At 36.0% G+C, this 22,437-nt stretch carries 22 protein-coding genes; 15 read left to right on the top strand and 7 right to left on the bottom strand.

The features are described from left to right. The first annotated feature begins 4 nt into the window (after positions 1–4). The 5 genes from AKG34_RS03095 (at position 5) to AKG34_RS03115 (ending at position 5,945) form a co-directional block, all read left to right on the top strand. Positions 5–1,162 carry a M20 peptidase aminoacylase family protein gene (locus AKG34_RS03095; RefSeq protein ID WP_180320452.1) on the top strand — a complete coding sequence of 386 codons (1,158 nt, stop codon included), beginning with the start codon at positions 5–7 and terminating at the stop codon, positions 1,160–1,162. Then, complete coding sequence (locus AKG34_RS03100) at positions 1,152–1,946, top strand: GNAT family N-acetyltransferase (protein WP_053344731.1); 795 nt, start codon at positions 1,152–1,154, stop codon at positions 1,944–1,946. The genes AKG34_RS03095 and AKG34_RS03100 overlap by 11 nt, the downstream gene beginning before the upstream one ends. 13 nt (positions 1,947–1,959) lie before the next feature. After that, entirely contained in the window at positions 1,960–3,069 is a 1,110-nt protein-coding gene (gene menC / locus AKG34_RS03105) for an o-succinylbenzoate synthase (RefSeq protein ID WP_053344732.1), read from the top strand. A gap of 169 nt (positions 3,070–3,238) precedes the next feature. Continuing rightward, positions 3,239–4,318: a YkvI family membrane protein gene (locus AKG34_RS03110; RefSeq protein ID WP_053344733.1), complete on the top strand. Its 1,080-nt coding sequence runs from the start codon at positions 3,239–3,241 to the stop codon at positions 4,316–4,318. Positions 4,319–4,529: 211 nt separating this feature from the next. Then, positions 4,530–5,945, top strand: a complete 1,416-nt coding sequence (locus tag AKG34_RS03115; RefSeq protein WP_053344734.1) for a SpoVR family protein — start codon at positions 4,530–4,532, stop codon at positions 5,943–5,945. Between the two features lie 268 nt (positions 5,946–6,213). Here the strand turns inward: AKG34_RS03115 and AKG34_RS03120 are convergent, their stop codons facing one another. Beyond that, entirely contained in the window at positions 6,214–6,540 is a 327-nt protein-coding gene (locus AKG34_RS03120) for an antibiotic biosynthesis monooxygenase family protein (RefSeq protein ID WP_053344735.1), read from the bottom strand. A 1,189-nt stretch (positions 6,541–7,729) separates the two neighbouring features. Between AKG34_RS03120 and AKG34_RS03125 the strand changes: the two genes are divergently transcribed. After that, the gene (locus AKG34_RS03125) at positions 7,730–7,918 is read left to right on the top strand and encodes a hypothetical protein (RefSeq protein WP_053344736.1); all 189 of its coding nucleotides are present in this window, start codon (positions 7,730–7,732) and stop codon (positions 7,916–7,918) included. A 629-nt stretch (positions 7,919–8,547) separates the two neighbouring features. Here AKG34_RS03125 and AKG34_RS03130 read toward each other — a convergent pair. After that, positions 8,548–9,327 (bottom strand): PhzF family phenazine biosynthesis protein, encoded by a 780-nt coding sequence (locus AKG34_RS03130; RefSeq protein WP_053344737.1) that lies wholly within the window; start codon positions 9,325–9,327, stop codon positions 8,548–8,550. A gap of 115 nt (positions 9,328–9,442) precedes the next feature. Here AKG34_RS03130 and AKG34_RS03135 point away from each other — a divergent pair, with 115 nt between their 5' ends. Next, complete coding sequence (locus AKG34_RS03135; RefSeq protein WP_053344738.1) at positions 9,443–10,831, top strand: aminotransferase-like domain-containing protein; 1,389 nt, start codon at positions 9,443–9,445, stop codon at positions 10,829–10,831. Positions 10,832–11,608: 777 nt separating this feature from the next. Here AKG34_RS03135 and AKG34_RS03140 read toward each other — a convergent pair. Both AKG34_RS03140 and AKG34_RS03145 read right to left on the bottom strand, forming a co-directional pair. Beyond that, positions 11,609–14,266, bottom strand: coding sequence for a heavy metal translocating P-type ATPase (locus AKG34_RS03140; protein WP_083450880.1), 2,658 nt, complete (start codon positions 14,264–14,266; stop codon positions 11,609–11,611). Between the two features lie 41 nt (positions 14,267–14,307). Then, entirely contained in the window at positions 14,308–14,628 is a 321-nt protein-coding gene (locus tag AKG34_RS03145) for an ArsR/SmtB family transcription factor (protein ID WP_053344739.1), read from the bottom strand. 123 nt (positions 14,629–14,751) lie between these two features. Between AKG34_RS03145 and AKG34_RS03150 the strand changes: the two genes are divergently transcribed. From AKG34_RS03150 to AKG34_RS03180, 7 genes are all read left to right on the top strand, one after another. After that, positions 14,752–15,219, top strand: coding sequence for a copper resistance CopC family protein (locus tag AKG34_RS03150; protein ID WP_053344740.1), 468 nt, complete (start codon positions 14,752–14,754; stop codon positions 15,217–15,219). A 300-nt stretch (positions 15,220–15,519) separates the two neighbouring features. Next, positions 15,520–16,203: a DsbA family protein gene (locus AKG34_RS03155; protein ID WP_053344741.1), complete on the top strand. Its 684-nt coding sequence runs from the start codon at positions 15,520–15,522 to the stop codon at positions 16,201–16,203. Beyond that, the gene (locus AKG34_RS03160) at positions 16,203–16,640 is read left to right on the top strand and encodes a disulfide oxidoreductase (protein WP_053344742.1); all 438 of its coding nucleotides are present in this window, start codon (positions 16,203–16,205) and stop codon (positions 16,638–16,640) included. Before AKG34_RS03155 ends, AKG34_RS03160 begins: the two co-directional genes overlap by 1 nt. A gap of 754 nt (positions 16,641–17,394) precedes the next feature. Continuing rightward, a complete protein-coding gene (locus tag AKG34_RS03165; protein WP_053344743.1) occupies positions 17,395–17,880 on the top strand; it encodes an arsinothricin resistance N-acetyltransferase ArsN1 family A in 486 nt (161 codons plus the stop codon). 20 nt (positions 17,881–17,900) lie between these two features. Further along, on the top strand, positions 17,901–18,113 hold the full coding sequence (locus AKG34_RS28210; RefSeq protein ID WP_053344744.1) for a hypothetical protein: 213 nt from the start codon (positions 17,901–17,903) through the stop codon (positions 18,111–18,113). Between the two features lie 56 nt (positions 18,114–18,169). Then, positions 18,170–18,625 (top strand): MarR family winged helix-turn-helix transcriptional regulator, encoded by a 456-nt coding sequence (locus AKG34_RS03175; protein WP_053344745.1) that lies wholly within the window; start codon positions 18,170–18,172, stop codon positions 18,623–18,625. 65 nt (positions 18,626–18,690) lie between these two features. After that, positions 18,691–20,064, top strand: coding sequence for an FAD-dependent oxidoreductase (locus AKG34_RS03180; RefSeq protein WP_053344746.1), 1,374 nt, complete (start codon positions 18,691–18,693; stop codon positions 20,062–20,064). A 283-nt stretch (positions 20,065–20,347) separates the two neighbouring features. On the opposite strand, the gene AKG34_RS03185 is transcribed toward AKG34_RS03180, so the two are convergent. The 3 genes from AKG34_RS03185 to merR are packed head-to-tail and all read right to left on the bottom strand — an operon-like array spanning position 20,348 to position 21,725. Then, positions 20,348–20,806 carry an NUDIX domain-containing protein gene (locus AKG34_RS03185; RefSeq protein ID WP_053344747.1) on the bottom strand — a complete coding sequence of 153 codons (459 nt, stop codon included), beginning with the start codon at positions 20,804–20,806 and terminating at the stop codon, positions 20,348–20,350. Positions 20,807–20,815: 9 nt separating this feature from the next. Beyond that, positions 20,816–21,274, bottom strand: coding sequence for a putative iron-sulfur cluster-binding metallochaperone (locus AKG34_RS03190; protein WP_053344748.1), 459 nt, complete (start codon positions 21,272–21,274; stop codon positions 20,816–20,818). A 13-nt stretch (positions 21,275–21,287) separates the two neighbouring features. Beyond that, positions 21,288–21,725, bottom strand: a complete 438-nt coding sequence (merR, locus tag AKG34_RS03195; RefSeq protein ID WP_053344749.1) for a mercury resistance transcriptional regulator MerR — start codon at positions 21,723–21,725, stop codon at positions 21,288–21,290. A 358-nt stretch (positions 21,726–22,083) separates the two neighbouring features. Between merR and AKG34_RS03200 the strand changes: the two genes are divergently transcribed. Then, on the top strand, positions 22,084–22,431 hold the full coding sequence (locus AKG34_RS03200) for an ArsR/SmtB family transcription factor (protein WP_053344750.1): 348 nt from the start codon (positions 22,084–22,086) through the stop codon (positions 22,429–22,431). The last annotated feature ends 6 nt before the right edge of the window (positions 22,432–22,437 follow it).

A 22,437-nucleotide genomic window follows, 5' to 3' on the forward strand; every position in this document is an offset into this window, starting at 1 on the left:
AGAAATGGATATAACACAATCAATTGAAAAATTAAGACCTCGTATTATCGAAATATTTGACCATTTACACTCTCATCCTGAAACAAGTTGGAATGAAGTGAATACTACAGCATTCATTTCGAATGTTTTAAAAGAAAATCAGTGCTCTGTGAAAAAATTTAAAGATTGTACGGGCGTAATTGGAGAAATCGGGAATGGAAGTTTCACTGTCGGATTACGATCAGATATTGATGCACTTTGGCAAGAAGTGCATGGGTCGTTTCAGGCCAATCATTCCTGTGGACACGATGGGCATATGACTTTGGCTCTTGGAGTTTTCCTGGTATTGAAGGAAATGAACTTTCAACCCAAAGGAAAACTGAAATTCATTTTTCAACCTGCTGAAGAAAAAGGTACGGGTGCATTAAAGATGATTGACGAAAAAGTAGTGGATGATGTTGATTTTCTTTATGGTGTGCACTTAAGACCAGCGGAGGAAGTGAAAGATGGACAGGCGGCACCAGCAATTGTTCATGGAGCTGCACAGTTTATTAAAGGAGAAATAGTAGGGACAGATGCACATGGAGCTAGACCGCACCAAGGGCAAAATGCTATTGAAATAGGAGCATCATTCGTTACATTGTTAAACAATATCCATCTCAATCCATCCATACCTTTTTCAGCAAAAATGACACAGTTTTTTGCAGGTGGCGAAAGTTCCAATATCATTCCAGGGAAAGCTACATTTTCATTGGATTTAAGAGCTCAGGATAATGAAGTAATGAAAGACCTTACTAAAAGAGTGGAAAAAGTTGCAGAAGCTTTGGCTGTCGCAAATGGAGTTGAAATTAATCTGGAGTCGGGAGCTAATGTAGCTGCTGCAATTGTGAACAACCAAGCTCAAGAAATAATGGCTGAAGCAATTGCTGATACTCTAGGGAAAGAAAATTTAGTAGCTCCAGTTATTACAACTGGAGGAGAAGATTTTCATTTTTATACATTAAAAAAACCAGAAATCAAAGCGACGATGCTTGGGTTAGGCTGTGATTTGACACCAGGTCTACATCATCCGAATATGACATTCAATAAAGAAGCTTTGCTATCCGGAATTGAAATTCTAACGAAAGCGATCATTCTTACTTTTGAAAAATATGGTGAGGGGGAACGACGATATGACAAATGAATTAATCATTAAATCTTTATCTACTCTAGAAGATTTACAAGAAGTGCAGCAACTTGAAATTCTCGTATGGGGCATGGATTGTGTCCCTACCCATCAAACGCTTACAGCAGTCAAAAATGGTGGCATTATTTTAGGTGGTTACATCAATAATCAATTAGTAGGTTTTCAATACAGTTTCCCGGGATTTAAGGATGGAAAGGTTTTTCTTTGCTCACATTTGTTAGCTATCCATCCGGACCATCAAAAGAAGGGATACGGTAGATTACTTAAATTGGCACAAAAAGAAGAAGCACTCAAAAAAGGCTATCATTTAATTACCTGGACATATGATCCATTGGAGAGTGTGAATGCAAACTTGAATATCGGTAAACTAAAAGCAGTTTGCCGTACATATATGGAAGATTGTTATGGGGAGCTTAAAGGCGCACTTAATGAAGGACTGTCCACTGATCGTTTCATGGTGGAATGGAATTTAGAGCAAGAAACTGAGAGTGATGAGCAACTTACTGATAAAGCGACGCATATCGTAACGACGGAAATGAATAAGCAAGGCTTTCCGTTCATCGAAGATTATAGTTTGGAAACAACTGCGGAAGTCGTGGCTATACCCATTCCAACGGAAATTCAAAAAATAAAAAAAGAAAACCTTTCCCTTGCAATTGATTGGCGTGTAAAAACAAGTGAACTATTCCAAACGCTTTTTTCCAAAGGGTATGTTGTAGTAGGAATTGAACGAAAACAAGGTGAAAACATCCAAAACTACTTATTAAAAAAAACAGAATAAGAGGAGAATAGAGATGAAAATAAAAGAAGTGCGTTTACGTCATTTGAATATGGATTTGACTGCTCCATTTACAACTAGTTTTGGAACATTTGTAGATAAAGAGTTTATCCTAGTGGAAGTGAAAAATGAAGAGGGACTTTCAGGTTGGGGAGAATCAGTCGCGTTTGGAGCTCCTTGGTATAACGAAGAAACAATTAAAACCAATTGGACTATGCTGGAAGATTTCCTGATCCCGCTTGTGTTGGATAAAGAATTAGAACATCCGAGTGAGGTATCGGAAATGTTCTCACATATTCGTAAAAATAATATGGCAAAATCGGCAATCGAGGGAGCTATCTGGGATTTATACGCAAAAGAAAAGAATATCCCATTAAGTACAGCTTTAGGCGGAGAACTGGATAAAATTGATGTAGGCATAAGTATTGGAATACAAGAAACAGTAGCTGATTTACTTAAGAAAATTGAAAACGGCTTGAAAGATGGTTATAAAAGAATCAAAATCAAAATTCAACCAGGTTGGGATGTAGATGTAATCAGGGAAGTACGCAAGCAATATCCTGATGTACCGATTATGGCAGATGCAAACTCAGCCTATCGTTTGAAAGATATCGAATTACTGAAACAACTCGATCAATTTGATTTAATGATGATTGAGCAGCCTTTGTCATCTGATGATATTGTGGATCATGCGACATTACAAGCGCAAATCAAAACACCGATTTGCTTGGATGAAAGCATACACTCCGTGGAAGATGCACGAAAAGCTCTTGAGTTGGGAAGTTGCAAAATCATCAATATTAAAATCGGAAGAGTAGGCGGCTTAACGGAAGCAAAGAAAATTCATGATTTATGTAAAGAACGAAATGTACCGGTTTGGTGTGGTGGCATGTTGGAATCAGGTATCGGACGTGCCCATAATATCGCATTAACAACACTTGATAATTTCACAATGCCTGGTGATACGGCAGCATCGGCAAATTATTGGCATAAAGACATCATTCAACCCGAGGTTACAGTGGAAGATGGAGTCATTATTGTTCCAAAGACGGCTGGTATTGGCTTTAAAGTCGATTACGCAACTGTCGATGAATTTACTTCTTATAGTAAAAGATATACCAAATGAGTAATTAAGCAGTTTTAGTATTCCAGCTTCGCGAGCGATGTGAAAAACCTTATCGTAAAAACGCTGAAGCTGGAAAGTTATTAATGAAAAAAACGGGTAGAATTGAATGGAGAAATGTTTCGTGCACGCAAAATTGTCAGAATAATCATTTAATTAAGGTGGAATTCATATGAAAAACAGTGTAAATCTTGCAGGTGCATATATTGGAATTATCATCGGAGCAGGATTTGCTTCAGGACAAGAAGTATTGCAATTCTTTACGAGCTTTGGAATCTACAGTGTATTGGGAATTGTAGTAGCAACTGTATTATTTGCTTTTCTAGGTATGCAGGTTACACATTTGGGCTGTGCCCTTCAAACACGCTCTCATAAAAGTATAATCGATCATATTTGTGGTCGTTATTTAGGTAGAGTGGTTGATGTTATGATCACGTTTTTCTTATTTGGTGTAACTGTCATTATGATTGCAGGTTCTGGTACTATTTTTGAAGAACAATTTGGCATTCCAAGTGTAGTAGGAGCTGTAGTGATGACAGTACTTACCATTGGAACTCTCTTACTTAATGTTAATAAAATAATGTCTATCATTAGTGCAGTCACACCATTTTTATTTGTCATCATGATTATTATTTCGGGTTACTCATTCTTTACATCTGATCTTAGTTTTAATGAGATCATTTCTTCCTCTAGTAAAGAAACAGCAGCAACTGGAAATTGGATTATGGGTTCATTACTGTATGTTTCCTATAACATGGCTGCTGGAATTGCTATGTTAGCCGTAATGGGTGGTACGTTTAAGAATAAGAAAGAGGCAGGTATGGGCGGTATTTTAGGTGGAATCGGTTTAGGAATCTTATTATTCTTGATCAATATGGGAATGATGTCTGATTTAAAAGGTATTGAAGGTGCAGGAATGCCCACTCTTTTATTAGCCAATCAAATTTCTCCATGGTTGGGTTATATTCTATCAGTCATCCTTTTAGGAATGATTTATAATACTTCAGTTGGAATGCTTTATGCTTTTACTGCTAGATTTGTTCCATCCGAAACAAAAATCTTCAAAATTTCAGTAATTGTTGTAGGGATTCTGGCTTTCCTCGCTAGTTTCGTAGGATTCATTAAATTGGTTGGAACCGTATACCCAGTTACAGGATATTTAGGTTTTGTCATTATAGCAGCGCTTATTATTTCTTGGGTTCGCTCAAAATCGAAAAAAAGAGCAGTAAATGCAGACTTCGTGAAGTATTAAAAGTGAAGGGGATTTAACTGATACAATATCGTTCCCTGAATTAAATAACATTGATAATGAAAATAGAGTTTATTTCTAAATATATTCCTAACATCTTCGCTTTATGGAGATGTTTTTTTCTATTAACGATGAACCTTTAAACGTGTTAACGGCATTTTTCCGCCTTTTTTTCATACATTAGGATAAAGGCGGAAGACAAGGGGGATATCGGATGAATGGAGCGGAGCAAAAGGCTCTGGAATATGCCATTAGTGAGATTACAGAAATAGCAACTGGGTTCGGGTTGGATTTTTACCCAATGCGTTATGAAATTTGTCCTTCAGAAATTATTTATACATTTGGTGCATATGGGATGCCAACTCGTTTTTCTCATTGGAGTTTTGGAAAGCAGTTTCATAAAATGAAGCTACAGTATGATTTTGGATTAAGTAAGATTTATGAACTGGTTATTAACTCTAATCCTTGTTATGCTTTTCTTCTTGACTCCAATTCACTTGTGCAAAATAAATTGATTGTTGCCCACGTTTTGGCGCATTGTGATTTCTTTAAAAATAATGTTCGTTTCAATAATACAAAGAGAGATATGGTAGAAAGTATGTCAGCCACGGCAGAAAGAATTCGAGAATATGAAATTCTGCATGGCAAAAAGGAAGTAGAAACATTCCTCGATGCCCTTTTGGCTATCGAAGAACATATCGATCCGTCACTTATGAGACCAAAGCTTGCCTGGACGATGGAGGATGAGGAAGAAGAAGAGGAAATAAAGCCTGCAGCGACTCAATACGATGATTTATGGAACCTTGATAGTAAGGATAAGCCAAAGAAATCTAACGTGAAAGGTCGGAAAAAATTTCCTCCGAGGCCTGAGAAAGATATTATGCTTTTCATTGAGCAGTACAGTAGGGATTTAGCAGACTGGCAGCGGGATATCATGACAATGATCAGGGAAGAGATGCTGTATTTCTGGCCACAGCTCGAAACGAAAATCATGAACGAAGGCTGGGCATCCTACTGGCATCAGCGTATTATCCGTGAATTGGATTTATCTTCAGGTGAAGCAATTGAATTTGCCAAATTGAATGCAGGTGTTGTTCAACCATCACGAACCAGCATTAACCCTTATTACCTTGGGTTGAAGGTGCTTGAAGATATTGAAGAACGCTATGATAATCCAACTGAAGAAATGATAAGACTTGGCGTTAAGCCTGGATCCGGTAGGGAAAAGATGTTCGAAGTCAGGGAAATTGAATCGGATATTTCCTTTCTGCGCAATTATTTGACGAAAGACCTGGTTATGCGGGAGGATATGTATTTATTCCAGAAGCAGGGCAAGGATTATAAAATTGTCGACAAAGCGTGGGAGCAAGTTCGCGATCAGCTCGTCAGTATGAGAGTGAACGGAGGATTCCCATATATCACAGTAAATGACGGCGATTACATGCGGAATGGTGAACTTTACTTAAAACATTGGTACGAGGGTATTGAATTGGACCTGAAATATCTTGAAAAAGTCATGCCGTATATCCATCAGCTCTGGGGACGTTCCGTGCATATGGAATCGGTCATGGAAGGAAAAGAAGTCCTGTTTTCCTATGATGGAAAAAGTATTCATCGGAAGTATTTATAAGGAAGAATAAACTGCTGAGTAATCGGCAGTTTTTTTGGTTTAGTTTCAAAATTCAATACTTGCCACACTGATGAAGTGACTTGATTTCTCTGTGTCCAAGTTACTTAATTATCCTGCTGATTTTTTTCTTAATGATTCAAAACAAAAAAAGACGTTATTTGTAAGGCGATTCTTCCTTTTTGGTTGAATAAGAAAAAGGTTGCTGCAGCAACCTCCTTAATTGAGGTAAAGTCCCCGTTAACTAAAGATGTACAATATTTATTTATCATTACATTTCGAAAAGGTTATCTCGCTCCACTTTACAAACTCTAACTGCGAAATTTTTATACCATTCTGTTTTACCTTTGTCTTGTGCAACTTTATGTGCTGAATGTTCCTTCCAATTCTTTATTGCATCTAGAGATTCCCAGTATGACACAGTGATTCCTAGCCCCTCATCTCGAGCACTTTCCATGCATAAGAAACCCTGCTGTTGAGAAGCTAACTCTTCCATTTTGTCTGACATTTTTCCATAACCATTGTCACCTTCCGTTCGCTGTGAAGAAAAGATCACTGCATAATAGGGTGGTTGAAGAGTTTTTGCAATCCCACTCATTTTTTGCCCTCCTAATAAATCGAATATTGAGACATTTATATCTTCTGAATTTTAACATAATTTCTGGTATTTTTGTTTAATTAACCTGCCCCGTTTTGAATAAGAAAGGCTGCCACAGCAAATGAATGTACTATCCCCCCAGACGATCTCTACGAAATATGAACAACATGGTACCCCCTTTAGCATAAACCATCAAGGCTCTTTAAGTGTGAAGAACAAGTTGCTATGTTAACCCTTAGTGATAGTTAAGAATCGATCTTCTTTATTGTTGAATAAATAGTAACAAATAAGGCGTTTCACAGAGGACGGTAAACAACATTACGAATGGAGTTATAATTATTACCGAATGTTTCACGATTTGGATATTTACTTCAACGGCTATTCATATAACCAAACATGGGGGGTTACGGAATTCACGGGCGAATAAATCTTCCGTGTTTTTCTTTTTATATAAAATAGTGTTTCAGTAAAATTAACAACATTTACCATAAAATCAATGAGCTTGAAGTGATAAGATGGACTAGATGTGGTAACTTTGTTTATTTCTCCAATGTTAATTGCAACAAAACAGAGTATATCCTTCGAGGACGATGATTTCATAAGTGAGCTCGAGGTCACAACTAAATTTCATATTAATCCATGTAAATATTCCATTTGGAACTATACTGAACGGTGAAATCATCAACAATGTAAGCCTGATTTTGAAACACTGATGTAAAGATTTTAATCTAAAGAATAATCAGAACATACTATACAATACAGCAACGAAATATATTAACTGTGGGGCTGATTAACGTTAGCAGCTCGTAAAAGTAGTTCCCAGACGTTTTCAAAAATCATATGAATGATTGATTAAAACGTTTAGAGAATCGCCATACAACAGCAAATGCAAGTGCGGGGGCTTCCTTACTATATGTACGGATATTGGCGCAATGCTATGTCGAGAGTTGCCCGCCCGATATTCATTACTACTGGATGGAAAGCTAGAGGAGATACATACGCTTATTGATAACAAAAAATGTATATGTACGTGCCAAGTGGGATGATATTACCCGTTTAACTAAGTTATTCGAGAAGAATAAAACTAACGTTGACTATTATTGCAACGGTGTTTAAAAGAAATCTGTTAATGCTTCCGTACAGTTCGCTATTCATTTGTGAATCGAAAGTAAAATAGGGGGACTTTGGGATGAAAGAATGGATGTTGAAAATGTTTCAAGAATCATCGGGCAACTTAATCGAATTAATAACCGTTACTCTGATAGCAGGGCTAATCGGTTTAGTAATCATATGCGTTCGTGGTCTTTTTTATAAAGCGTTGGACTTCTTTTCAATACCTGTTGGTCGGTTAATAGAGAAATTGGTTAAGAGAAACTAGATATGGGGTTATAGTCCGATAAAAACACTCCTCGTTCGCTTTTAAAGTCGAACCCTCGCTAGAATATATGATGAGTTCTATAGACACAGGAAGTCGATGGGGGGGAAGCTGCGTTTTTTATGGCACGATCGAGCTGTGGGAAATGGTTGCTGGACAACAATGTCCAATGCGTAAACCTTAGATTTCATTTGCTGTTTTTTCACACTAAAAAAGCGAAAATTAGCTTGCTGAAGTAAATACTTCTGCAATGAGGCATTGGGAAAAAGAGGGGTTAATTCACTAAGAAAGAGATAAAATAAAAAGGATCTAGGATTTTTACAATAGTTGAATTGAGAAAAATATTAGTCATTAGTAGTTTATATGTTCCAGCTAGCAACCACAAAATTTAATAATCAACTAACCATTCTAACTGAACTAATGAAATCTACTAAGAGGATTACCAACCACAATATTTGTTATAGTGGTCGGCTTAGTGTTAGAGGTAAAATATAGAAATTGGCATTATGAAACCTAGCAAACTAAATAACTGGTCAAGAACGATTAATCTCAAAGTAAAACGGTTGAAATAGCCCAGCTATCGGATTCTTCGATTTTTCGTTCCATTTCTATTAAGAAGTTAACATCATTTCTCAACGTATCTGTAGATCAGCAATAGCGTATAAAACTGCAGACCCACTGATTTTCACTCTATCTCCAGAAGATTTGCAGTATAATGTTCCTCCGCGTTTGGAAAGCTGTCTTGCTACCATTTCATTCTTACCAAGGCGTTTTGCCCAGTAAGGAATAAAATTACAATGTGCAGAACCACAAACAGGGTCTTCATTCACCTTGAGCTTCGGGAAAAAGGATCTAGAAACAAAATCGTATTTATTACTTTTCGCCGTGATTGAAACGCCCAAACCATCCGGCAATTTTTCTAGCATAGAAAAGTCGGGGGATGCATTTTGAACATCCTCTTCCTTTTCCAATACTAACATCAAATCTCTGCCCAGATAGGTTTCTATAGGCTTAACACCAAGAGCTTCGACTATTTGATCAGTTAGAGGAAATTCTTCTGGCATCCTGCTTGGAAAATCCATTTCGTAAAGTTCATCTTTTTTTAATACAACAAGTTCACCACTCATTGTTTGAAACTTGATTTCCTCCACATTATTTTCGTAATAGTTGGCAATTACATAAGCCGTTGCCAAAGTAGCATGGCCACAGAGTTCAATTTCGTCTGCCGGCGTAAACCATCTTAATCTGTAGCATTTTCCCTCTTTCACAGCAAATGCTGTTTCAGAAAGGTTGTTTTCAGTAGCGATTTTCTGCATAGTATCATCCGACAACCATTCCTCCATGATGCAGACACCAGCAGGATTTCCTTCAAACACTTTTTCAGCAAACGCGTCTACCACGTAATATTTCATTCTAATGACCTCCTTGTCTTTATCTAAAACTCATATTTACAAAATTACTTTATCATCGTAATTGTATGCTTTCAATGATATTATTGTATGCAATACAATTATCAGGAGGTTCAATATGCCTGTAAATTCATTTGAAAATTACCCCATGACGTGGAAACCAGATAAGAAACAGCTTGCTTCTCCAATATATAGATCCATTGCAAGCTTATTAGAATATGATATTCTCAATGGCTACCTATCACCTAATACCAGACTTCCGCCTCAAAGGGAACTAGCAGATTATCTTGATATTAATCTTAGTACAGTAACCAGAGCTTTTAAAATATGTGAAGTTAAAGGATTAATTTACGCTGTTACCGGAAGTGGAACCTTTGTCGCTCCTAATGTGGGAAATGCTATTTTCATGGCAGATAGCGAAGAGAAAAAGAGTTTCGTAGAGATGGGTATTATAGAACCACTTGATTGCTCAAATGCATTAGTAGCAGAAACGATTAAAAGAATTGTCACTAAAAATTATTTGGAAAAATTATTGGATTACAGACACCCATTAGGCATGCCTTATCATAGAATGGCAGCCAAAAAGTGGATGGAGCGTTTTAACATGGATGTATCTGTTGAAAATATCGCGATAACTTCAGGGGGGCAAAATTCTCTTACACTGATTTTAATGTCCCTGTTCAATCCCGGGGATAAAATTGCGGTGGATGCGTATACTTATCCTAATTTTATAGAATTGGCGAATATGCTTAATATTCATTTAGTTCCAGTAGAAGGAGATACCTTTGGAATGTTACCAGAACGGTTAGACACCATATGCAGGGCTAATCATTTGCAGGGGATCTATTTAATTCCTTCCTGTAATAATCCGACTGCTATCATTATGGATATGAATCGAAGAAAAGATATAGCAAAGGTCATAAATAAACACAGCCTTATACTAATGGAAGATGACATATTTTCTTTCCTCGCACCTCAAGGCTATTTACCGATTTCACATTTTGTACCGGAGCGGTTTGTTTATAGTTTAAGTATCTCTAAATCAATAAGCTCCGGAATGCGAGTTGGATTTTTGGCTTACGCAAATCAGTTTGCCGAAAAAATCACGCACGGAATTTTCAATATCAATATAAAAACCTCCTCATTAAATGCAGAAGTTATAACTGAGTTGATCAATACTGGCAGTGCAGAGAAGATTATTTCGCAAAAGAAAGAAATTGCAAAAGAACGTAATCTTATCTATCAAAAATATTTTCAAAAAGAAAATTCTAACGAAAACCCGTTGAGTTTCTTTCGTTGGCTTCCGTTGCGCCAAAAGTATCAGCTGAAACAGTTTGAACAGAACGCTTTGGAACATGGTATTCATGTTTATCATTCGCATCGTTTTTTGGTCAAAAAAGATAAATCCGATCAGTTTATTCGTATTTCGCTGACATCGGCCAAGGATTCTGATGAATTAGAGAAAGGGCTTTGCATACTTAAGAATTTCTTACTAAATATCGAATGAAAAATGATGTATTTTAAAGGAACTGACTTGCAATGTTTTGGCTCACGTTAGAATTGGTTAAATATCATCTCGAATGATAGAAAAAGGACTAATTACCGAATTTGAAGCTTAAGGGCTCCACGAGCCGTCAAGCAGTCGTTTTCTAACCCACCATACAACTCTATTAGGTATTAGAATTCAGCAATTATTGGAATCTGGGCGAATAAATATTCTAACTCCATTTCATATTAACGGAGTTTAACCAACAAACGATAAAATAACTTTTGTGAGAAAACTAAACGAAGAAGAATTCACAATCGGTGATATCGATGAAATAGTTGTGAGTGCTGTGGCAGTCCCGTTCTAGCGAAATTGAAAATTAAAAAAATTCTTGTAGCGAATAAAAGCAGAAGACCAATCTGAAACCAGGCTGGTCTTTTACTATGAAAAAAGGAATGTTGAAGGAATAATCATCGATGTAGCCGCTAGATTTGTAATTAATGACGATTAATATAAATAATTTAACTGATTTAAAAATGAAATTAAAAAATGACAGGTAAGTGGAATCAGATATTCCTTACTACGAAGCTATATATTATTTAGGGTACATAATGATGGGGAATGTAAGCAGCAAGCAGTTTCTTCTCCAATACCTAGCCAAAACAAAAGGGATGCGATTTGTAGATGGCTAACGGTTTGTTAGCTTAAGATCGGAGCTGTCTTTAAGGCAGTTTTTTCTTAAAAATTCTAATTGTAAAAAAATGAGATGTTTCTTATCAAGAAACATCTCATAAATATCTATTCTTTAAATTTTAACAATCTCATTGCATTTAAAATAACAATTAATGCTGCACCTGTATCACTTAATACAGCCATCCATAGTGTAAGCCAACCTGGGAAGATAAAGACCAACGCAAGGACTTTAATAATGATAGAGAACCAAATATTTTGTTTAATAATCGTTAAAGCTTTTTTGCTTAACTTCATTGTATGAGATAATTTATCAAGATTATCAGCCATTAAAACAATATCAGCTGTTTCCATCGCGGTATCAGTTCCTGCACCACCCATAGCAATACCTAAATCTGCTGTTGCAAGTGCTGGCGCATCATTAATACCGTCTCCAACCATTGCCACCTTATGACCTTCATTTTGTAATTTCTTTATGGCATCTACTTTATCCTCTGGCAATAATTCTGCGAAATAACGATTAACATTCGCTTCTGAAGCAATCATTTTAGCGGTTCCTTCATTATCTCCAGTCAACATGACCGTTTGATTAACTCCACTTTGTTTTAATGTTTCTAAAGCTGATGCTGAAGTGTCCCGTATTGTATCAGAAACAGCAATAATCCCGTTAACTTGATTTTGTGTCCCTATTATAACTACTGTTTTCCCTTTGTTCTGTATTTCATGAATATGTTTTTTTATATCCTCTAAATCTACATTCATTTCTTCGAATAGCTTTAGATTACCTGCGTAAAAAATATCTCCTTGAATTGTAGCTTGAACGCCTTTTCCTACAATACTTTTGTATAACTCACCATTTTTAGGTTGGATTCCTTTTTCGTTGCCGTAAAGAACAATCGATTTTGCAACAGGATGTGTTGAGAAACCTTCTAGTGTTAATGCTATGGACAGTAATGTCTCTTCTGATACGTTTATCGTCTTAATTTCTGATACTTTAGGCTTTCCTTCCGTTAAAGTTCCTGTTTTATCAAATGCAATAGCCGTGATGGCACCTGCTTTTTCTAAAAACGTTCCGCCCTTAATTAATATTCCGTTCTTTGCGGCGTTTCCAATAGCTGATACAATCGCAACAGGAGTAGAAATAACTAAAGCACAAGGACAAGCTACAACTAGTATTTCAAGTCCTTTATAAAACCACTCTCCCCAAGTGCCAAATCCAAGGAGTGAAGGTACAACCATAACTGCCAATGCTAAAATAAATACAACAGGTGTATAAATACTTGCAAACTTATCTACAAATGCTTCTGTTGGTGCTTTTTGTTCTTGTGCTTCTTCAACTAAGTGAATAATTTTTGATATAGTCGTATCTTCCACTAACTTAGTGACCCTAATCTCAAGAGAACCATTTTCATTTATAGTTCCTGCGTATACTGTATCACCAATATTCTTATCAATAGGAATGGATTCTCCTGTAATGGGTGCCTGATTTACACTTGATTCACCTTGAATGATTTCACCGTCTAATGGAATTTTATCACCTGGTTTAACAAAGATAATGTCACCGACTGTTATTTCTTCAACTGGTTTTTTAATGATTTCTGAGCCAACATAGATCCAAGCTTCAGGGGGAGCTAAATCCATAAGATTACGAATCGAATTCCTTGTTCGTTCAATTGATTTTGTTTGTAGTAAATTGCCGATTGCAAATAACCAAACAACGGTAGCGCCTTCAAGCCATTCACCGATTAGAGCAGCTCCAATAGCCGCAACAGACATTAGGACATTCATATCCAGTGAACGACTTTTTATTGCATAGAATGCACTTTTAACTGGCTTAGACCCACTTATCACCATTGCAATGGCGTACAGTATTGAGGACATCATTGTAGAAACTCCATTAAATGAACCGATAAAGCCAAGAGCAATTAGTACACCAGATAAGATGACTAAACCATTTTCGTTTTTATTTTTATGAGTCTGTATCGACTGATTGTTTGATGGTAATGAAGCTTTAAAACCGATTTTAGAAACTTCAGTCATAATATCTTCGACACTATTGGAATGTTCGATTTTCATTTTTCCAGTCGAGAAATTAACGCTGACATTTTTAACGGATGAAAGGGTATTTAAATGGTTTTCAATGCTCTTAGCACAACTACCACAATCCATTCCTTCAATTTCAAATGTTTTTATATTACCATTTTGATTTAAAGGTTCAATAGAAAATCCGAGTTTTTCGATTTCACTCTCAATCGGGATAAAGGCATCAGCGTTACTGGCTGCAACTTGCATTTTCGCTGTGCTGTAATTAACCTTTACTTCAGCTATATCCTTTAATGTGCTTAACCCTTTTTCAATGGTTTTTGCACAAGCAGGACAATCCATTCCATGCACTCTGTATGCCATCTTCTCGCCAGGAGGAAGAGAATTCGAGATTGTATCTTTTGTCTGTTGATCATTACTACTACAACAGTTTGTTTTCACAGAAATTTTATCTTCTGTTGTTTCACTATTACAACAAGCATTGTTTTTTTGCTTATTGTCACTTGCAGGGGAAGGGCTACAACAGCTTATTTTTTCTTGTTCATTAACGGTTTCTTTCGATGAATTACTGCTACAACAATTATTTTTTTCTTGAATTAAAATAGGAAATGGATTATTTCCATTTTCTGAATGATGGTTACTTGAACAACAACTTGAATTCTCTAGTTTTGCGATTGATTCATCAGAAGTGCTACAAACATTTTCCTCTTTATTTTCCTTCATTTTATTTGAGCCACAACATTGTTCATCCAATTTAATCACCCCTAATCTATATGACGATCGCAACATGCAACATCATTTTGAACATCTCCAAGAACTGTATCAAACATCGTTAATAAATCTCGTATATGTTGATTTCGTAAACTGTAATAGCTGTATTTTCCTTCATTCCTCCCCACAATAATTCCACAACCTTTTAAACACGCAAGATGTTGAGAAATATTAGATTGATTACCGCTAATCTCTTCTACAATTTGTGACACCGTTTTTTCTTGATTTTTTATACATTCGAGGATTTGAATCCTTGTTTTATTAGAAAATCCATGGATTAGTTTAACCTTCATATCAATATCAATATTTTGCATATATTTACCTCCGAACATATTAGACAGGACTAATGTGTTTTGTTATTATCATATTAGCAATACCTAATATGTGTGTCAAACAATGTTAAATAATTACATAATTAATGAAAAGGAGTTTATTGAATGACTAAAAAGGTTTCAATATTATTTTTAATCCTGTTCTTTTTATGTTCTAATCAAGCATTCGCACACACTTCACTGAAAGAGTCAACACCTAAAGAGGGTGAAGTAATAGCACAAACCATTCAAGAGGTAACTTTAATTTTTGGAACCAAAATTGAACAGACAAGTAAAATTACTGTTTTAAATTCAAACGGAGAATCTATTCCACTTGGGAATTTCGTAATCGAAGACGATGAAATGTGGGCTACTTTCCTTCAGCCTTTAGCGAACGGAGATTATAAAGTTAACTGGACGATAATAGGTGGAGATGGACATCCGATAGATGGTCATTTTTCTTTCACTGTAAATGGTCCTATGGCTGAAACTCCTACGAAAGAGCAAAAAAAGAGACTGCACAAGTTAAAGAAAAAGAAGTATTTACGCCATCAAAACAAGAATCTGAACAAAATAAAATGCAGTCTTACATAATACCATTAACCATAGGTGTTTTATTATTTATAGTTATAGGGAGTTTTTTGTGGTTAATGAGGAGGAAAAAGTAAAAAATGATCATCTTGGAAAAATTAGCGAGGCATTATTATATCTTTGCTTTTCCCTTCTAACAGGTAGCTTTCTATTATATCTTTTGCCAAGTCATTATCGTCCAGAAATAAACGTACCAAAGGGTGCTCTTTAATGTTGGCGACTGGTTTGATTTTCGAAAGAAGTTATTTAACTCTTATGTTAAGTAATTATAAGTTTAGAAAATAATTTCAAAGAGGTGCTATGATGATGAAAAGTAAAAATTCACCATTTAAGATTGCGGTAATTTTAACATTAGCCGTATTTGTTTTATTGGCTGCACTAGTTATGGTTAACAATATGAAATCTAAATCAAATAGTGAAACAACTTATGATAAACAGCCACCAATAGAAGGTCAACCTACTTTAGGTGATTCTGATGCTCCGATAACAGTAGTTGAATTCGGCGATTTTAAATGCCCTTCTTGTAAAGCCTGGGGGGAAACAATTTATCCACAATTAATGAGTGATTATGTAGACACGGGCAAAGTGAAGTTTTCGTATATAAATGTGTTATTTCATGGGGATGAATCCAAGCTAGGTTCATTGGCTGGAGAAGCAGTATATAAACAAAATCCAGAAAGTTATTGGATATTCCATAAAGAGTTATTTAAAGCACAACCAAGTGAGAATCACGACGGATTATGGATAACAAATGAGAAAATTTTAGAAATAGCAAAGACTATTCCTGAGATTGATGTACAACAATTACAAAACGATTTAGAGAACCAAACGGGTTTAGAAGAAGTTAATAAGGATGAAAAATTAGTTGAAGAGTTTAAAGTGCAATCTACACCAAGTATCATGGTAAACGGTACGATGCTTGAAGACCCCTTTGACTATAAAAAGATTAAAAGCCTTATAGATAAAGAGTTTGAGGAAAGTAAATGATGAAAAAAACTGCAAGAGGGTCAAATAATAAACAGTTACTTCTTTATATGGCGTGGCTAGTTTCTGTTGTGGCAACGTTGGGGAGTCTTTATTTTAGTGAAATTCGAGGGTTTATTCCTTGTGAGCTATGTTGGTATCAGCGTATATTGATGTACCCATTAGCCTTAATTCTTGGAATTGGTACTTTTCAAAATGACGCATCTGTAAAAAGATTTATACTCCCAATGGCGATAATTGGTTGGTGTATCTCTCTATTCCACTACCTCGAACAAAAAGTTCCAGGGTTCGCCGAATTAAAACCATGCGTAAATGGTGTTCCTTGTAGTGCAGAATATATTAACTGGCTTGGCTTTATCACTATTCCATTTTTAGCATTATCAGCTTTTTCTTTGATTATCGTGTTCATGCTTTTGATAAAAAAAACAAAAAAAGATTAAAGATAAAAGGCAATCCGATATGGGGAAGAGCTTGAAAAAGCATTTATCAGAAATGGGCGCTACTCTAATTGTCACACTCAACAACCTAAGACTTCTCAGATTAAAAGACAAATAACAGAGGGCTCCCATGGAGGGAGCCTATTTTGATTGGAGGGGAAAGTAATGAATAACAAGTGGAATAAATTTATTTATAAATGTTGGTCGCCTATTTACGATAGGTGCTTCTCCTTGGGTAGAATGGTTATTAAGCAAAGATATTATTGCTCCTTTGCACATACAGTTCATCCCAACTTTTCAAACCATCTTGTTAATGATAATTTCATTCTTATTTTTGACGATGATTGTTGTAAGTTTTAGAAAAACAAAACCCTATTTAGGAATAGTATTCGGGATAAGTTTTATTGCGGCCTTATATATGGGATTGATGATGTCAATTTCAATATAAAAAAGTAGAAAATTCATAAAAGAAATTAAATCTAATCCCGTTAAAAAACCTCGGCAATTGCTGAGGTTTTTTTGCATATAAACAAATAAGAACCATAAAAGCTTAATAGCAATGTGATTCGATTAGTAAATTGCAAAGACGAGGAACTCCACTAATGACTTTGAGTAAACATAATGTTTGTTTGTATCACTTAAAATGTGAATTTCATAAAAAATATTTGCAACTTGCAAGTATCGGTGTTATAAATTGGATATAGAATATTTGTAATGAATAATTTGCTTTTACAAGTGAAAGGAGAAGGGGGAAGTTATGATCATTCGTGAAGCGATGGAAGCGGACATAGATTCCATCAAAGTAATTTACAATCAAGGTATTGAGGATCGGGTCGCCACGTTAGAAACAGAGATGAAGGACCAATCTTACATGGAAGAATGGTTTGCCAAGCACATTGGACGATATAAGGTAATTGTCGCTGACCAAGAAGGGGAAATCGTTGGATGGGCTTCCTTGAATCCATATAACAGCCGCGATGCTTATAAAGGGGTTGCCGATTTATCCGTTTATATCTCAAGAGATCATCGAGGAAAAGGGGTTGGCGGTTTATTGCTGCAATCAATCGAAAAGTTCGCAGAAGAAAATGACTTCAATAAAATTGTGTTATTCACTTTTCCCTTTAACCAGATGGGTCAAGGATTGTACAAAAAACGGGGGTATCGAGAAGTAGGAGTGTTTAAGAACCAGGGAATTTTAGACGGGGAATTTGTCGATGTGATGGCTATGGAGAAATTACTTTAAACAATTAGGGGGTAGGGATTATGACAGTGAACCATTCAAGCGTATTGTCTGTTGGTTATTTTGATGCTTATTTCAAGCTGGTTTTAGCTTCTCGTGAACCTGTGGTGGAAAAGGCAAAAGAATTCATTGAAGCCAACTTTTTTAAAGGCGAAGCGTTTTATTATGGCGAGCAAACTCACCTAAATTTCATTACGGCTTTTAACAAGCTGAAGGATCAACAAAAAAATAGTTGAATCAAATAGTTGCAAAATGCAAATAATCAGCGTATAAATAAAGTGAGGTGAAAGTAATGGAAAATGAAAACCTTAGAGGTCTCTTCCAACTCTTGACAAGACGTTTTGGATTATTGAATAAAAATTGTTGCAGCGCTGATGGAATTGAGATATCCCTCGTTCAAAGCCATATCCTGTATGAAATAAACCGACAAAATAAGGCTTCCATCCAGCAAATTGCAGAAACATTGGGAACGGATATTACGACGTTCAGTCGACAAATCCAATCCCTAATAAAATTGAATTTGGTCACAAAAACCCCTGATGCGGAAGATCGGAGAATTTCTATCCTTTCTCTGACCGATGAAGGCGTGAAAATCAATCAAACTATCGATCAACAAATGAATGATTACTTGAATGAGATCTTCAAGACGATGAATGAGTTTGAAAAGGAATCAGTCGTGCGTTCTCTGACATTGCTTAATGATCGAATGTTGAAGTCTTCAGTATGTTGTACTACTCCATGGGGGTAGTATAATTTTTCGACAATACTTGCAAATTACAACTTTTTTAAATGAAAATATAGGAGGGAATAATGATGGTTCAATTTGATAAAAGTGCATTACCCGTAGCAATTATAGGTGGGGGTCCTGTGGGGCTGGCCGCTGCCGCTCATTTACTAAAAAAAGGGGAGAAGTTTATCGTATTGGAAGCGGGGGATTCCGTTGGTTCGAGTATGTTGGAGTGGGGACACGTTCGAATGTTTTCTCCGTGGCAATATAACATCGATAAAGCAGCAAAGGAATTACTGGAAAACGCTGGATGGACGTCACCTGACGAAAATGCTTTGCCGACAGGTCGCGAACTGTTAGAAGAGTACCTTCTTCCGCTTAGTAACCTTCCAGAAATAAAAGAACAGATTATCTTACAGGCAAAAGTAGTCGGTGTTGCCAAAAAGGCTCACGATAAATTAAAAACAGGAAAACGGGACACGGTTCCCTTTCAACTGTTTGTAGAAGTGAATGGTGACACAACAGTCATTGAAGCGAAAGCTGTCATTGATTCCTCAGGTACTTGGACCAATCCAAACCCGATCCTTTCAAATGGAATTTGGACGAATGCGGAGAAACAATTACACAATCAAATCCACTATGGCATTCCTAACGTCGTACAACTAGAAAACAGATATCAAAATAAAACCACCGTGGTGATCGGAAGCGGTCATTCTGCCATAAATGCATTATTGGATCTGGCCACCTTACAGGAAAAATTTGCGGATACCAAGATCTACTGGGTTCTTCGTAAAAAACAGATCCATGAAGTGTACGGTGGGCAAGAAAACGATGGCTTGGCAGCTCGTGGAGAATTGGGCATTAGAATTCAGCAATTAGTGGAGTCTGGACGAATCCATATTCTTACTCCCTTTCATATTAACGGCGTGTACCCAAGGAACGGTCAAATCACGGTGGTGGGAGAACTAAACGGAGAAGAATCCACAATCAGTGATATTGATGAAATCGTTGTGAGTACGGGTTTCAGACCTGATACATCCTTTTTAAATGAAATTAGGATAAACCTTGATTCAGCTGTGGAAAGCATAGAAGCGCTTGCTCCGCTAATTGATCCTAATATTCATAGTTGTGGAACCGTGCGGCCGCATGGTGAACAAGAATTACGGCACCCTGAAAAGAACTTCTACATTGTTGGCATGAAGAGTTATGGAAGAGCACCTACATTCTTACTGGCGACAGGCTACGAACAAGTTCGTTCCGTGGTGGCTTATCTTACTGGGGAAGTAGAAGGGGCAAAAGAAGTACACTTGGAACTCCCTGAAACTGGAGTTTGCAGTACGAATCTAGCTTCTAGTTGCTACGACTCTGATACTCCAGCAACTGAAACAAAGGGCAGTTCATGCTGTGACAGTCCCGTTCTAGCGAGATTGGAAATTAAAAATAATTCTTGTTGTGAATAAACCAAAAGACCAGTCTGAAGTCAGGCTGGTCTTTTTATATGATACTTTTTATTTCGAGATGCAATATTAAATTATTTTTGGATAGTCGGACCACTTATTGTGTCTTCTTTTGCCATATGGAACTAACGCACCCGTTAGTTCATTAAGAAAAGCGATTCTTATTAAAGAATCGCGCCCGATTATTGAAGTTTATGAGTTTCTATTAGCGAATTTAGCTCAATAAAGGGTACCACCAACATTTTATCCTGTGGGAACTAAGATGGGAAACTTCATTGTGATGCATTCAAATTTTTTCAAGCTGCCCTTTTAATTCAACCAACTTATTCTTAATAAACGGAGCTGTTTCTTCAGGCAACTGTTCTAATTTAAAAAATTCAGCTTCAATTTCTTGATTTTCATCAGGCGTTACTTCTCCTTTATAGTCTGTACATAAGTATCCTATCGCAACGATGTGATACTCATCTTCACCGTCCTCTGGCTTCATATAGAGTTCCAGACCAGAATAAACACCAAATAATTGTAATGAATTTATTGTTAGCCCTAAATCATCTTGTACATTTCTTTTAATAGATTCCTCAACTGACTCATTTAATTGCAAAATTCTGCCAGGAATTCCCCGAGTTGCACCTGAATATCTATTCAGTAAAATTTCTCCTTTATTATTTATAATGGCTACACTTGGCCGCACCACTATCAGTGGAGAATTTCCAATCATTTCTCTTATATCTTCACAATAACCCATAAAACCCTCCTATGAAAATTGATTAATAAACTTTGTAACATTTCCTAAACAACAACTACCTTGAGGGTTGTTTACCTCACACCCACATCGGTTTTCTTTTATATTTTCGCGAATATGTTCTACTGGATTAGGAGTAAGTCCTTTTTCCGCATATTGTTTAATTTTTTCTTTTGTCCAATCAAAACAATAACAAATTGGTGTAGTTGCTGAGTCATCTTTTTGATGAATAGCTACCTTTATATCAGATACAAGGTACTTTTTATTATTCGTATCAAAATAGACTACATTACAATCTTCAGTTGAACAAAAATACTGAATTTCTTTAGAGTTCAATGTTTCTAATGCAGATGGTTTAAGCAATGATTTTAAAGTAATCAACTTTACATTTCTAGCTTTATTTTTACATGATGGACACTCACCATTATTTTTAATTTTTATTTCTTTAAGGTTGCTACAACAATCTTCCATCATTTTTCCACCTTTACATTTTATTATTTCTATAAATATTTTTCTGTTTCTTTTCTTCATACATTAAAGTTTCAATAATAGGACATTCGTAAATATCTTTGTTTTCAGGACATCTTTCTTTAAGGTCTATCAACATTTGTTCAATTTTTATAAGATCTTCAATTTTACGCTGGATGTCCTCTAATTTAAGAACGGTGAAATCATATATGTCACGGCACTTTTCTTCATTGCGATCGACAACCACTAGCAATTTATCAATTTCATTTAAGGTAAATCCCAATTCCTGCATCCGTTTTATGAAATTCAATCGATCGCCCGTTTGTTGGGAATACATTCGGTATCCTTTTTCGGTACGATTAGGCTCTGGAATTAAGCCTAAACGCTCATAATATCGAATGGTCTCCTTGTTAACGCCACACTTTTCAGCTAGTTCTCCAATACGATATTGCATATATCTCACCTCATATAAAGTATAAACCCTGTACCATAGTACAGGGTCAAGGGAAGTATTATTTACTATATTATCGATCTACTTTCTTTAACTAAACTACCATTTTTTAGTAAGCCTTATTCAACAATATGGCCCAATTGTTGAACAAAGATCAAACAGCACTTTTCAACTAATCTGCCCCATTAGTTCATCAAGAAAATCAATAACACCCTTTATGAAACATCATTAAGCAGACTCATATTTAAAATTATATTGTTGAATATTTATTACTTGATTAAATAAGAATATACTTATACAATGATATTAAATAACTATATAAGCATATGATTATTTATTCGATTAGGCTAGGAGGGATAAAATGCAAACGAATGAAGCGTTGGATATAGAAGCTACGGCAAACGTTCTTAAACTTTTAGGTGATAAAACACGTTTGACCATGGTGAAAATTATGTCTGAACATGAATGTTGTGTCTGTGAATTTGTAGACCTATTTGATATGAGCCAACCTGCTATTAGCCAACATTTACGAAAGTTGAAAGATAGCGGAATTGTGAATGAAGCGAGAAGGGGACAATGGATATTTTACTCGTTAAATCAAACATCCGCTTATTACTCATTTATTCAAACAGTTATCAAGGATTTGCCAAGTCAAGCATTTAAAGTAGAAGAATTAACAGCACAAGGAAAACGAATTTGTTGTGACTAACGAGGA

Origin of the sequence: Peribacillus butanolivorans (genome assembly GCF_001273755.1) — a bacterium.
GTDB lineage: Bacteria > Bacillota > Bacilli > Bacillales > DSM-1321 > Peribacillus > Peribacillus butanolivorans.

Excerpts from the sequence above, each read along its gene's own strand:
- AKG34_RS03095 (WP_180320452.1), top strand. The coding sequence starts at position 5 with ATGGATATAACACAATCAATTGAAAAATTAAGACCTCGTATTATCGAA.
- AKG34_RS03100 (WP_053344731.1), top strand. The coding sequence starts at position 1,152 with ATGACAAATGAATTAATCATTAAATCTTTATCTACTCTAGAAGATTTA.
- menC (WP_053344732.1), top strand. The coding sequence starts at position 1,960 with ATGAAAATAAAAGAAGTGCGTTTACGTCATTTGAATATGGATTTGACT.
- AKG34_RS03110 (WP_053344733.1), top strand. The coding sequence starts at position 3,239 with ATGAAAAACAGTGTAAATCTTGCAGGTGCATATATTGGAATTATCATC.
- AKG34_RS03115 (WP_053344734.1), top strand. The coding sequence starts at position 4,530 with ATGAATGGAGCGGAGCAAAAGGCTCTGGAATATGCCATTAGTGAGATT.
- AKG34_RS03120 (WP_053344735.1), bottom strand. The coding sequence starts at position 6,540 with ATGAGTGGGATTGCAAAAACTCTTCAACCACCCTATTATGCAGTGATC.
- AKG34_RS03125 (WP_053344736.1), top strand. The coding sequence starts at position 7,730 with ATGAAAGAATGGATGTTGAAAATGTTTCAAGAATCATCGGGCAACTTA.
- AKG34_RS03130 (WP_053344737.1), bottom strand. The coding sequence starts at position 9,327 with ATGAAATATTACGTGGTAGACGCGTTTGCTGAAAAAGTGTTTGAAGGA.
- AKG34_RS03135 (WP_053344738.1), top strand. The coding sequence starts at position 9,443 with ATGCCTGTAAATTCATTTGAAAATTACCCCATGACGTGGAAACCAGAT.
- AKG34_RS03140 (WP_083450880.1), bottom strand. The coding sequence starts at position 14,266 with ATGAAGGAAAATAAAGAGGAAAATGTTTGTAGCACTTCTGATGAATCA.
- AKG34_RS03145 (WP_053344739.1), bottom strand. The coding sequence starts at position 14,628 with ATGCAAAATATTGATATTGATATGAAGGTTAAACTAATCCATGGATTT.
- AKG34_RS03150 (WP_053344740.1), top strand. The coding sequence starts at position 14,752 with ATGACTAAAAAGGTTTCAATATTATTTTTAATCCTGTTCTTTTTATGT.
- AKG34_RS03155 (WP_053344741.1), top strand. The coding sequence starts at position 15,520 with ATGATGAAAAGTAAAAATTCACCATTTAAGATTGCGGTAATTTTAACA.
- AKG34_RS03160 (WP_053344742.1), top strand. The coding sequence starts at position 16,203 with ATGAAAAAAACTGCAAGAGGGTCAAATAATAAACAGTTACTTCTTTAT.
- AKG34_RS03165 (WP_053344743.1), top strand. The coding sequence starts at position 17,395 with ATGATCATTCGTGAAGCGATGGAAGCGGACATAGATTCCATCAAAGTA.
- AKG34_RS28210 (WP_053344744.1), top strand. The coding sequence starts at position 17,901 with ATGACAGTGAACCATTCAAGCGTATTGTCTGTTGGTTATTTTGATGCT.
- AKG34_RS03175 (WP_053344745.1), top strand. The coding sequence starts at position 18,170 with ATGGAAAATGAAAACCTTAGAGGTCTCTTCCAACTCTTGACAAGACGT.
- AKG34_RS03180 (WP_053344746.1), top strand. The coding sequence starts at position 18,691 with ATGGTTCAATTTGATAAAAGTGCATTACCCGTAGCAATTATAGGTGGG.
- AKG34_RS03185 (WP_053344747.1), bottom strand. The coding sequence starts at position 20,806 with ATGGGTTATTGTGAAGATATAAGAGAAATGATTGGAAATTCTCCACTG.
- AKG34_RS03190 (WP_053344748.1), bottom strand. The coding sequence starts at position 21,274 with ATGGAAGATTGTTGTAGCAACCTTAAAGAAATAAAAATTAAAAATAAT.
- merR (WP_053344749.1), bottom strand. The coding sequence starts at position 21,725 with ATGCAATATCGTATTGGAGAACTAGCTGAAAAGTGTGGCGTTAACAAG.
- AKG34_RS03200 (WP_053344750.1), top strand. The coding sequence starts at position 22,084 with ATGCAAACGAATGAAGCGTTGGATATAGAAGCTACGGCAAACGTTCTT.